This window comes from Coleofasciculus sp. E1-EBD-02 (assembly GCF_040218245.1).
Classification (GTDB): Bacteria; Cyanobacteriota; Cyanobacteriia; order Cyanobacteriales; family Coleofasciculaceae; genus Coleofasciculus.
This window is the reverse complement of the sequence record NZ_JAVJQN010000175.1, coordinates 1-12,379: the sequence shown is the minus strand read 5'-3', so window position 1 is coordinate 12,379 and position 12,379 is coordinate 1. Positions and strand designations below refer to the sequence as shown.

The window sequence follows — 12,379 nt, the reverse complement described above, 5'->3', positions numbered from 1 at the left end:
GCATTTTGAGAGGCGATGTCGGTCGATTTGTGAGCTGGTAACAGTCTTCTCAGCGCGGCTCTATGGCGCTCGGAGTCGCAAGAATAAGAAGCTAATTGACGGTGTTTCAAGTGCAATCGAAGAATCTCAAAAATAATCTACCCAATCCCTTGACGTTGGGGAGATATGTCCACATAGTAGAGGAGTAAATTGCCAGTTTGGGTAGATATGGCGACAATTATTATTGGACACAGACTATTTGCCAATAGTGAAGATGAAGCGAAGGAAAAAGGATTACCTTTGCTCGAGAATCTTTGGGAACGCCTTTCTAAATCACTGGAAGCGGTTAAAAAAGACTGCTTAAATCGTTACCCAGACTTGATAATGGAGATCTCTAGTCTGGAAAAAGAATTTGTTGATTTTGACCAGTGGGACAAACAGGATGGTAAAAAAGTTTGGGATTTAAGTTACTGGGCTGAGGTAAAAGCGACCTCCCCCGATGGTGATCCAGAATGTGATTTTGAGATTGATCAGTATGACCAATGGCAAAAGCTTGGAGAGCCGATGTACAAGGATGTCTACGAGCCTCTTTATGATTGCGACTGGTCATCTATTAAGCCTTTTTGCGATGCGGATAGCGACACTATTGGTGATATTGTCTCTGTTCAGTTTGACGCTGTAAAAGCCGTTGATAGCTACCACGGCGGAATTCATTTTTACAATAATAACGAATGGCTATGAAAACTTACGCAACCGATAAATTGCCTGTCATTCTGCATTCGACTCCGCGAGGGCGTCAACACCTCGACTCCGCTCGGTGTTGAACTTTACTCAGGGAGTCACCAAAAACTCTATTGTTTATTCATTTTGACCCTGAAGTCCTTCCAGTTGACGGCGTTGGCTCGCCTAGAGAGCGCTCACTCCTTACCCTATCTCCTCTTCTGGGCTTTTGTTTTTCTCTAATATTTTCCCCACACCCCACACCCCACACCCCATACCCCACACCCCACACCCCATACCCCATACCCCACACCCCACACCCTGCCTACCTTTGACGCGAGCTTGTCACCCCTTCAGTTGACTTCCTCTTGCCATTCCAGCAAATTACCCTTCAGGATAGCCCGAAATGTACGCAGCATAAGCAATGGCTCCAAACTGTGAAATCAATTTTAACCTCCAAAGTTTCCTTTGCCTCAGTTACTGAGTGCTGAAACTTTTATACACTTGATTGAAGAACTCAGAGAGCTTACCCTCATCTAATTTGCCATTTGTGCGAACCCCACTACAGACATCCACGCCAAAGGGTTGAACGGCAAGAATCGCATCCTTGACATTCTCTGGAGTGAGTCCGCCAGCTAAGAAAACAGGCACGTTGACTAATTCCCGGATGCGTCGGCTAATCGTCCAATCATGAACTCGCCCGGTTCTGCCCAGTTCTTTCTCTGGTAACAGGGGATTCCCCGAATCGAGTATCAACGCGGAAACAGAGGGGGCAACGGCTAACGCTTCCTCGATCGCGGCTTCGCTGGTGACATGAATGGCTTGGACAATGGCAATTCCAGGTAATGCCTGACGTAAATCATCATGGCTTCCCCACTGTAGGCGATCGCAAATCTGAATCGTGTTAACGCCTAGGCGTCGTTGCTGGGCAACAATTGCTAAGGTATCAAATTTACTGGTGAGTAGAAATGAAGAGACACCCGGAGGGACTTTAGTGGTGACTTGGGCAATCAAGCCTTCAGACACCATGCCCGGTCCACTGGGCATCTCGGATACTAAGCCTATGGCAGCAGCGCCATAACGAATGGCGAGATTGGCTTCGTTCATGCTACTAATGCAGCAAATTTTAACTCTGGGTCGGATTGTTGGTTCCATCAACTTCCTATGAAAAACGTTCTGATATAAAGGTTTGAGGAGAAGGCGAACCGACCCAATTGAGTAGAGGGCGACCCGACCGTCTGTAGGGGCGGGTTTTACCGATACCATATAAGCAAAAACTGGTAACTTATGTAAACCCGCCCTGTTTCTGGTGTTGTTAATTAGGCTAAGCGGGTCGCCCCTACCTTGTCGATGATAACTCTATTCCGAGACCAATTCGTTTTAGCCAGAGGAACGATCAACCCATTGGAAAAATAACTGACTCTGTTGAACATCCTGATTCACACCATAACTGGTAATGGTTAGCGATCGCAGGTGGTCAAATAAGGGTTGACCAATGAGTTCCACCACCCGCAAAATGGGAAACTGACGCTCAATTAAAGGTTGGCTCTCTAACCAGTTTATATAGAGATACCCATCATTTCGAGCAGGTAAAGCCGCGATCGCGTTCTGGAAGTCTAGGTTCTGAACCAGGGAATCCTTCACCCCATTCAGGGCGGCGTCCATCGCCTCAATGGATGTGGCAAACACTTCATAGTCTCCCACACTGGTGTGAACCCCCCGAACTTGGGCTTGTAGACTTAACAACCCATCTTGGCGATTCTTCAGCGCTTTCGCTGTCACCAACTTCGTCCACGCCGTCGTCGTGCGATCGCCAAATGGGAGTTCTCCCACATTGAGTCCCTGCTGCTTAGCGACGATATCCAAATGCTCAATCGCGTCAATTGCCTGATCATTATTAGCCGTTTGCGCCACAAAAATCCAGTCGGGATTCGGTTGATCCGGTCGAGGAAACAGGGATAGGGCATAATCCCCTTCCACCCAACTGAAAATCTCTTCTGGTAATTGAATTCCCCAACGAGACTCTAACTGGGCAATTCCTTGGTCGAGTAAGCTACTTAGACTCTCATCAGTTTCCAGTCGGGTGGACAGTTGTTCCCAAAATTGGTTTAAATTCACCCCAGCAATTGCCAACCCACTTTGGGCGGGAACGTACTGGAGAGCATCAACAGGCTGGGATAAGACTGGGGTAATCGGTTCTGGACTCGATTTTGACCGAGGAATCGCCGTTTGTGCCAACAACCCCTGACGAGTGAGGGACAAGGTAATCGCCAAGCTTTTGGACACCTCAAATGACTCGCGATTGGGAATCGGTTGATTAGAAATCCAAGCGGCTAGGGCGGGTAAATTCACCACGCTGAATCCAATACGCGGTTCTGTCAGACTTTGCAGCAGTTGTTGATAATCGAAATTTTCTGCCAAACTCAAATCAGGCACTTGTACTGTATTAATCGCATTCCGCAAGACCTTAGGGTGATTGGCATAGAGGACAAAGCGATCACCCACAATCGCGCTGGTTAAGGTATCCGGGATAGGACGAGAGTCTGTATCCTTTGCTACCTTTTTCCCTGGGGGATTCGAGGATTGATAAATTAGGTTGACCCCTTGATAGGATTCAACGACTAAATCGGCTGGGTCGGTAATCGCGAGTCGAGAATAAACCTGTTCCTGCGCGGCTTCAGGATCGTTGGTCGTAAAAACGAGTAAATATCCCGGTTGTGCCGCATTTTCGGGATTCCGGTCAACGTCTAACGACGTTACCGCCAGGGTCAGTTCATCATCAATCCAGGGTTGAATGTCCCGTTGATAATCCAGTCCTAAATTCGCCAGCAGACTATTTTCCAGTTGCTTAAATTCCGCGATCGCACTTCGTCGCTTCTGGGGTGGAACCACCACTTGCCGCAACGCTGCCAAACGGTCTGGATTCACGAGCAACGATATCATGGCGGGGGCTTGTTTCGGCACAAAAATCGCCGCCGTGGGAGTCTTGACCTCCTGTTCCTGCAAGAGAGTTAGGGGACTGTGGGCGCTAACCCAAAACCAGCCACCTCCAGCCAATAACAGCAACATTACCACACCGACTGCCAAGACATAAAAAAACGAGCGTAGTTTCATTGTCATTTGTCATTCGTCATTTGTCATTTGTCATTTGTCATTTGTCATTCGTCATTTGTCATTTGTCATTGGTCATTGGTCATTGGTCATTTGTCATTCGTCATTTGTCATTTGTCATTTGTCATTCGTCATTCGTCATTTGTCATTCGTCATTTGTCATTTGTCATTTGTCATTTGTCATTTGCGCTCGCTCCTTACCCTATCTCCTCTTATGCGCTTTTGTGTTTCTTACCTTTCTTACCAATTTTCCCCACACCCCACACCCCACACCCTGCCTACCTTTGACGCGAGCTTGTCACCCCTTGAGGACTTGCACTCTAATCGGGGCGGGTTTAGTGATATCAGGGTGACAACCTTCCCGTTAATGGTAAAACCCGCCCCTACACGCTCTCCCTCAGCTCCCTCAGCTCCCCCTGCTTCCCCAGCTCCCCCAGCTCCCCCTGCTTCCCCAGCTCCCCCTGCTACCCTCAGCTCCCCCAGCTCCCCCAGCTCCTCCAGCTCCCCCTGCTTCCCCAGCTCCCCCTGCTCCCCCTGCTCCCCCTGCTCCCTCTGCTTCCCCTGCTTCCCCAGCTCCCCCAGCTCCCTCAACTCCCCCACACCCTTTGCCAATCTCAAGGATATCGGTATTCTGGTATGTATTATTTTCCTTGCATCAGTTATGTCAGCTCAATCCTTTAATCAATCTATTCCCCAAATCAGTGTTGAGGAACTCGCGCAGCGGATTAGCCAATCCCCGGAAGGACTCCAGCTTATCGACGTGCGAGAACCCCAGGAAGTCGCGATCGCGCATATTCAGGGGTTTGATGTTCTCCCCTTGAGCGAATTTGCCCAATGGTCTGATCAAATCCACAGCCGCTTTGAAGCTGATGCTGAAACCTTGGTGATGTGTCACCATGGTATTCGTTCCGCTCAAATGTGCCAGTGGTTAGCCGATCAGGGGTTTACCAATGTCAAAAATGTCGTTGGTGGAATTGATGCATACTCCGCAACGGTCGATCCTACCATCCCTCGCTACTAGCAGTCGATCATGGCAAGCTACAGAATCCTAGTTTCTTCTGTTATCTTTGGATCAATACTCATCCAACCAGGAAAGCCTGTCACTTAAAAGGTCTGTTTAGCGGCGTTGGCGATTTAACCTATCTTTAGGGATATCTAGGAGAGACATTTCTCCAGAAATTCGCCATAACCCTCATGATTTTAAAGGATTCTGGTGAAAATCTGATTAAGTTCGGCTTTTTTTCAAATGTCTGTACACGTCAGTCTTAATAGTCGGCAACAACATATTCTCTGGGCAACTATCCGTCATTACATTGCGACGGCGGAACCTGTGGGTTCCAAAGTTTTAGCCCACGAGTATGATCTGAGTGTTAGTCCTGCTACAATTCGCTCTTGTATGAGCGTTCTAGAAAAATCTGGCTTACTCTATCAACCTCATACCTCTGCAGGACGGGTTCCCTCGGATTCAGGATATCGGATTTATGTGGATCGGCTGATTAAACCCTCCAATACGTTGGGACGTCAAGCGGAAACATTACTATCGGATCATTTGAAGGGAGACGATTTCAATTTTGAGGCTTTGTTACGGGATGCGGGGCAAATTCTCTCAACCTTGAGTGGGTATATTACCCTGATTACTTTACCTCAAACTCAAACAACACGATTGCGCCATTTGCAATTGGTGTCTGTCGCACCAGGGCGGGTGATGTTGATTGTGGTGACTGATGCCTATCAAACCCAATCCATTGTCATGGAATTACCCTCGGTATCAGAAGATGATCCACCGGATGAAGCGGCTGTTGAGCAAGAGTTACAGATATTATCTAATTTTTTAAGTAGTAAGCTTCGGGGACGTTCTCTGGGTGAATTGGCGAACTTAGACTGGAGTGAACTTGACCGCGAATTTGCCCAGTATGCCGATTTCTTGAAAAAGGTATTGGCAGAATTAACTCGTCCGATGAAAACATCCGTAGCCACGCCGATTTTAGTTCGGGGGATTGCCGAGTTATTGCGTCAGCCAGAATTTGCTGAGTTGCAACAAGTTCAAATGTTGCTGCATCTGTTGGAAGAAGAACAGGAACAACTTTGGCCCCTAATCTTTGAACTTCCCGATAGTTTGAATTCTAAGCGTCGGGCAAAAGTACGAATTGGCACAGAGAACCCTTTGGAACCGATGCAAACCTGTACGTTAGTTAGTGCGACCTACGAACAGGATAATCTACCCGTGGGCAGTGTGGGAATTCTGGGTCCAACTCGGATGCTATATGAAAACGCGATCGCACTTGTGGAAGCCACGGCTGATTATCTGACGGAGGCGTTGAGTCAGGTAGCTTAGTCATTTGTCATTCGTCATTCGTCATTTGTCATTCGTCATTTGTCATTTGTCATTTGTCATTTGTCAAATTTAGGTTGGGATCAGGGCGGGTTTCGTTGTTTATTTTGAGGCGGGTTAACTCATTTAATCCCTAAACCCGCCCCTACCTCTTTGGGAGGCGATCGCGCCTAAAAATTGCCTAGGTTTTATTGTCCAGTTTAAGGTTAATCTATAAATCTGATATCGGCAGAATAAATCTAATGTAGGGGCGGGTTTAGGGACAAAATTAACCTAGAAACCAATAACCTTTCAACAAAACCCGCCCTTCCCCACCATCGTTGTGAAACCCGCCACTATACAATTCGCCCCTGTAAAAAAAGGAATTACTCCGATTCCTTCAGAATTAATGCCTCATAAATAGGATACTTACCAAACTCTCCTACTTCAGATAACTCAATCCTAAATCGCTGATTATCTTGACTAAACCTCCTCACGGCTGACGCATCTTCCGGCGGCTGACACTGACGAAACGGATAGCAAACATAAGTAAATTCTTGCTGCCCTTCCTCCACCAACGTTTTACCTAATTGCACTAAATCCTGACTCGTTTCCGCCTTAAAAAATATCTTGTCCCCCGCCAACCCCGGTTCTATCGCCTGGGCGACAAATTGATGAGAAACAGCAATCACAGGATTCGGCTGTTTCTGTAAGACTTGAATCGCGGGTAATATGCCATCGTGATTTTTCTGTAAAAACTTGACCCCAGCATAACTATTTTTATGAATACTCACCAGCAAAAGGGCAGCAAAGCCAACGATACCGATATACTTTAACCCCCCTGACGAGACATTCAACATAAACTCTAACTGCTTCGTAGCCAACAAACAAATAATCGGCACAAGCAGCAATAAAAACCTGGCTCCCCATTGTTTACCCCCAGCAATTAAACCTGCCGTTCCCTCTGGCACCATTAAGGAGACGAGGATGATAAAGAGTAATCCACCGCCATAAATCAGGATCATTTCCCAATTCAACCTTACATCATACGTTTTCAGCCACGCCAGAAACAACAATCCCGCTAAAACCAAAATCCATAAAACTTTGTAAATCCTCCCCTGAGTTACCGCAAGTCCAACAAAAGCCGTTATCCCAAAACTTAATCCCAAGAGAACCATCGTTGGCATCGTTAACCGTTTTTGGGAATTTCTACCCAACCCAACCAACAGGTAAGCAAGGGCAAAAAAAGTAATCGGTAAAAACTCAAACAGAGCCAAGCTTAATCCCTGAAAATTTTTCCATCCTCCTAACAGTCGCTCAGATAAACCCGTTTCTTCCACCACTTGAATCCCATGGATGCCCAAAGGATGGTTATAAATGAGTTTATTCGAGAGAAAAAATAAGCCAACCGTGGCAATTAGACTAATCGCAAAAATTTCTTGGTGTTCCGTCACATAAGAGAGTTTACTTAGATTAAATTGCTCAATCCTCAACTGTTGCCGCGCCCAATTCCACAACGACACAGCATAAACAAAAACGATAATCAAACTCACTAACGCTAAAAATTCAGGTCTAAACCAAACTGAACCGCCAATGAGAATACCGCTAACGATAACCCGCCTAACCGATAGCGGTTGATTTGGTCGAGGAAAGAAGAACAACGCTAACCCTAACCATGCCAATGCTAAGGCGAGAGTATGCTCCCAATACATCGCACTGTAGAGGGTTAACGGTGAGGCAAATATTAAAACAATTAAAGCCACTGATGCAATCGTCTGGGATAATTCTAACCGTTTACATACCCCGTAACAGGTGAACCATATTACCCAGGTTGACACCAGAGGAATAATATATAATCCGCGATAGCCAAACAAAGCCTGGAAGGGAGCCGTTACCAGGGGGAAGGTATAGGGAAACGTAATAAAATAGCGCTCATTAATATAATAAACAAACGGTTCTTCAAAGGGATACAAATCATTTTGCCAAAGTTGACGTACCCAAGGTAATGATGGAGACACCAAATCAAACCGAAATTGACCTTGACTCAACTGTTTCGCCAATAACGCCTTCAATCCCGCATCGCCACTAAAGAAAACCCCCTCAGGTATTAGCCATTGTAGGTACAAGGAAAATAAAATACCAACACCGATAATAATGAGAGGTAACTTATAGTCTTTTATCGTCATTTTTGATATACCGTAGGGTGGGCATTGCCCACCAACCTTAAGTCAATACCATTCAATTTAAAATACAATGCACTATTTAGGCAGTGATTATCTAATCTATATTATCCTAGATCAGAACTCTCCCTATAGATAGGCAGCATGTCAGGTGTACACTCAATACCCCAGTTACCCCGATAAGTTGGGTTTTGTCCCTCAACCCAACCTACTGGCGTTGACATGCAGCCTCGTCAATTCCAAATCCTGCGCCACCAGCGACTCGGTTTCATCTCAGGAATATCCATTTTCCTACGAATATCGCCAATTTGCCATCCCGTCAGCTTGGCTAACGTCTGCGCCTCTTGTTCAAATCGCTGATTCAACGTCCGTTTATACTCATCAGCGGCGGGACAATTCATTTCCCCGGTGTAAGGATGTCGCAAGACATATCGACCTTGAAAATTTTGCCGACTCCCTGTTTCTTGGAACATTAAATCTTCGGGAAATGTATCACGAGTGTAGCGGACATGTAAACGGCTAATAAAGACATTATTTGCTGCATTAGAATTTAACCAAAACACACCCGCTTGCTCTAATTCATCTCGGCTTAAGGGGTCAGCCGCACAGGGATCGCACCATCCCATATCCCAGGCATATTCCAAAAATGCCACTTTTTTCTGTTCTTGCTCATACGCCGTCTGAAACATGGCTTTATAGAATTGATCAAACTCATCCTTAACAAATAGAGGAAGTCCCACATTAGACGGGATTTGAACCGTGCGATAATTCGTAACTTCGGCTTGACCATTGCGGGATAAAATATAAACAATTAAATCTTGCTCAGTTGTGGCATTAATCATTCCCAAGCGAATCGGTAACATAAAGCGCGGTGATTCATACGCCATCTGTAAAGGGCGAAGTAATTGAGAACCCCCTGATTCAAATTCTTTCAGATTAACTTTCGCCACGAAAAACTTCATATTTTGGCGAATATAAGGTTGCAGTAGCCGACTAGCACCACGCGGGATGCGATAATCATTACGCCTCAGCCAGGTTTCTAACCCATCCGATTCTTTAGCACTGAGAATTAAAATATCGTATTCGCCAACCGAAAACCGCGATTCTACCGTGACACCTAAAGCACTATCTCCCCGATTTCCTGCACTGTTATCTGCTGATGATGTTACTCCTCCCGATAAAGAGCGAAGTTCCCTTGGTGCAGGAGGAATACAGGGATTTGGATCAAAATATTCTACCAATCGCGGCGCACTAAACCCATCCAGTCGTTCGATAATCTTTGGATTTCCTACCTGTACCTGTTCTTGTTCTAGAACCACGGGAACAGGAACAACCAAGGCAAAATCCTTAACATCTCCTTGATAGTCATTCGCCATCGTCAAAATAGTGCGATCGCTATCCCGTGCGATAATCACTTGAGAGGCTTGGTTATAAAGCTTTGTATCTGCTTTTGCCACATAAAATCCACAAAAGGCTAAGGCTTTTGGCGCAAATATCATGATTGCAAAAACCGCCAAAAATAACGCAATCAATGCCTGTAATAGCTTTTTCATCATCGGCTCACATTTTCGTAATTTGTCATTTGTTATCGGTCATTTTTCATTTGTCATTCCCAAGAGATTAGGGTAGAGTTAAACAACTTAATGGGAATAAATTTAACTCCATTAACTTACTTACTTAATTTTTCTATTTACCAATCAACCGTCACCTGAAAACCTCCAAACAAATCTTGGTGATGACCAAATCCAATCCAACAGTAGTGTTAGAGGAGAAAGGGCAAATAATGCCCAGAAAACTGCTGTAGACATAAAGAAATGATTTCGCAGAATAAAGGTTAAAATCGCAATACTGACCGCCCAGAGTAAACGACTCACCCTAGCATTGGGAATTGAGCGAGGATCAGTTAACATAAACAGGGCAAACAACAAAAACGAGCCACTCATCAACCGATGCGCCCAAACATCCCACGTCCAGCCCAACCAAAGATTGCGAACAGCTTCGAGTAACCCATAAGCACCGAAAAAAGCCGCCGTTGTATCCCAACGCCCCACCCGTTTTAAAATCATGCCCCCAGTTCCAGCAAATAATAGAACATACCAACCCCCCTCTCCCCACTGTCCTGGAGAAACCCAGGCATCATTTGTCAGGATTAAAACTGAAATTATGCCAAAATTAGCCGGATTTAAAAAATGTTTGCCTTGGAATCGAAACAGAAATTTACTTAAAATCGCCAGTACCCCCGCCAAGATCATCGTGCTGTACTGATCGACTCGCAGGAGTAAACTTAACCCCAATGCCGTAATCATGGCACTTTTGAGGGATATTAGGGATTGAGGATTGGGGATTAGCCATGTAGAGACGTAGCATGCTACGTCTCTACATGGTTCCTTCGCGATCGCACAAAGCTTAAGGCTGATATACTGGGTCAGCAAACAAGTCGCGATCGCAACACCAATAAACTGAGGCTGTAATGTCCAATCTCTCGTACCAATACCCAATACCAGGAAGAGTGAGAGAAACAGAATCTGATAGTCTCTGGGATCGTGTTGCTGCATTTGAGTAGAAAAATAGGGAAAGGGAAAGGAATTCAGACGCCAGCCCGGTTCTGAACCTCCAATCCCTAAGAAAGCGATCGTGTACTGATTTGTGCCTGTAATCCTGTTGCCAGTATGTCCCACCCCTATCTTTACCCCTGAGTTGTTACAGTTTTTGTAACTGTACTTAAGCTCAACCCAAAGACTCCGCCAAAATCCTGCGAATTTGAGTATCCACAATATCGGGTTGTTCCACCATTGCCAGGTGACCGCAATTAGGAATTTCAATTACATTAGCACCGCCATTTTGAAAAAGCTTATGGAAGCTAGCTAGATGGCGTACATATTTGGGAGCCATTACTCTATCATTCGCACCTGCCAAAAAATACACAGGCTGCTGAAGCTGTGAAACCATCTGAGGCAAACGGTGAACCTCAGCCTCGGTTGTCGAATCCAAGAGACTCCTCAGTGCTGCTTCTGGGTGAGCCACAACAAAATCAATCACCCGTTGTCGTCCCCAACGCCGTGCCAGGGGACGCGCCACCTGCGCTCGTGTAAACAGTACATCAATCAAGGGCAGATAACATAACCACTGAGGGCGGCGTTTGACTAACTGTTTCCCTACATTCCGAAATCGTTCAAACTCTTCTTTCAAATAAATGCCACCCCCCGCATTCAGACAAATCACCCCCTTGACCCGTTCTGAATCCACTGATGCGCCCCACAAGGCAATACTGCCACCTAGAGAGTGACCAATCAGCCAAGCGTTATCGATGTCAAGCTTTTCGAGTAGAATACCCAAGTCCCTAGCATAAGCCGCAAGGGTGTAGTTACTGGTTGATAAACGAGTGGCATCAACGTCTGCCGATGTTAATGCCGCATTATCCTTCGCACCCGCCCCGCCTGAGGTGGTAGCCCGCGAAGCCGATTCGGTTTTTGGTGGTTTATCTGTTGGGGATTGAGAATCACCAAATCCCCGCAAATCATAAACTAAACATTGATAATCATCATCTAATCGATCAATCAGTGGTTGCCAATAGTTACGACTTAAAAGCCAGCCATGGATAAAGACCAAAACTGGGGAAGAGGATGCCTTGGGAGGCGTTAATTCGTAGGCGTGGGTAGCCCCTAGAATCTCAATCGTTGCCATATATCCATCCTATCCGAGAATAGGGACAGGTGGTCAAGAGGGTGAGGGGTGAGGGGGTGAGGGGGTGATGGGGTGATGGGGTGATGGGGAGCTGGGGGAGCTGGGGAAGCTGGGGGAGCTGGGGAAGCTGGGGGAGCTGGGGAAGCTGGGGAAGCTGGGGGAGCTGGGGGAGCTGGGGGAGATGGGAAGTTAACTCAAAACTCTACCTAGCTGTTCCCTGTTCCCTGTTCCCTGTTCCCTGTTCCCTGTTCCCTGGTCCCTGTTCCCTGTTCCCTGTTCCCTGTTCCCTGTTCCCTGTTCGCTGTTCCCTGTTCCCTGTTCCCTGTTCGCTGATCCCTGTTCCCTGTTCCCTGTTCCCTGTTCCCTGTACCCTGTTCCCTGTTCCCTGTTCCCT

The 12,379-nt window shown here is 46.4% G+C and carries 9 protein-coding genes and 2 pseudogenes; 5 read left to right on the top strand and 6 right to left on the bottom strand.

Features of this window, described 5'->3' with window-relative positions:
* Nucleotides 1-31 precede the first annotated feature (31 nt).
* Nucleotides 32-136, top strand: a pseudogene (locus RIC07_RS27780) (IS607 family transposase); the annotation flags it as partial.
* Between the two features lie 53 nt (nucleotides 137-189).
* Nucleotides 190-720 carry a hypothetical protein gene (locus tag RIC07_RS27775; RefSeq protein WP_446397346.1) on the top strand — a complete coding sequence of 177 codons (531 nt, stop codon included), beginning with the start codon at nucleotides 190-192 and terminating at the stop codon, nucleotides 718-720.
* Nucleotides 721-1,176: 456 nt separating this feature from the next.
* On the opposite strand, the gene RIC07_RS27770 is transcribed toward RIC07_RS27775, so the two are convergent.
* Together RIC07_RS27770 and RIC07_RS27765 are read right to left on the bottom strand one after the other, a co-directional pair.
* The gene (locus RIC07_RS27770) at nucleotides 1,177-1,854 is read right to left on the bottom strand and encodes a phosphoribosylanthranilate isomerase (protein WP_446397345.1); all 678 of its coding nucleotides are present in this window, start codon (nucleotides 1,852-1,854) and stop codon (nucleotides 1,177-1,179) included.
* 225 nt (nucleotides 1,855-2,079) lie between these two features.
* Nucleotides 2,080-3,819 (bottom strand): DUF3352 domain-containing protein, encoded by a 1,740-nt coding sequence (locus tag RIC07_RS27765; protein WP_446397344.1) that lies wholly within the window; start codon nucleotides 3,817-3,819, stop codon nucleotides 2,080-2,082.
* 652 nt (nucleotides 3,820-4,471) lie between these two features.
* On the opposite strand from RIC07_RS27765, the gene RIC07_RS27760 reads away from it, so the two are divergent.
* A complete protein-coding gene (locus RIC07_RS27760; protein WP_446397343.1) occupies nucleotides 4,472-4,831 on the top strand; it encodes a rhodanese-like domain-containing protein in 360 nt (119 codons plus the stop codon).
* A 225-nt stretch (nucleotides 4,832-5,056) separates the two neighbouring features.
* Entirely contained in the window at nucleotides 5,057-6,145 is a 1,089-nt protein-coding gene (hrcA, locus tag RIC07_RS27755) for a heat-inducible transcriptional repressor HrcA (RefSeq protein ID WP_446397342.1), read from the top strand.
* A 362-nt stretch (nucleotides 6,146-6,507) separates the two neighbouring features.
* Here hrcA and RIC07_RS27750 read toward each other — a convergent pair whose 3' ends face one another.
* The 4 genes from RIC07_RS27750 to RIC07_RS27735 form a co-directional block, all read right to left on the bottom strand.
* Nucleotides 6,508-8,307, bottom strand: a complete 1,800-nt coding sequence (locus RIC07_RS27750; RefSeq protein ID WP_446397341.1) for an LA_3751/LA_3752 family putative glycosyltransferase — start codon at nucleotides 8,305-8,307, stop codon at nucleotides 6,508-6,510.
* 227 nt (nucleotides 8,308-8,534) lie between these two features.
* Complete coding sequence (locus RIC07_RS27745) at nucleotides 8,535-9,854, bottom strand: DUF2330 domain-containing protein (protein ID WP_446397374.1); 1,320 nt, start codon at nucleotides 9,852-9,854, stop codon at nucleotides 8,535-8,537.
* Nucleotides 9,855-9,998: 144 nt separating this feature from the next.
* A complete protein-coding gene (locus RIC07_RS27740) occupies nucleotides 9,999-10,856 on the bottom strand; it encodes an RnfABCDGE type electron transport complex subunit D (protein WP_446397373.1) in 858 nt (285 codons plus the stop codon).
* Nucleotides 10,857-11,028: 172 nt separating this feature from the next.
* Nucleotides 11,029-11,985 carry an alpha/beta fold hydrolase gene (locus tag RIC07_RS27735; protein WP_446397340.1) on the bottom strand — a complete coding sequence of 319 codons (957 nt, stop codon included), beginning with the start codon at nucleotides 11,983-11,985 and terminating at the stop codon, nucleotides 11,029-11,031.
* An 83-nt stretch (nucleotides 11,986-12,068) separates the two neighbouring features.
* On the opposite strand from RIC07_RS27735, the pseudogene RIC07_RS27730 reads away from it, so the two are divergent.
* Nucleotides 12,069-12,379: pseudogene (locus RIC07_RS27730) on the top strand (hypothetical protein); the annotation flags it as partial.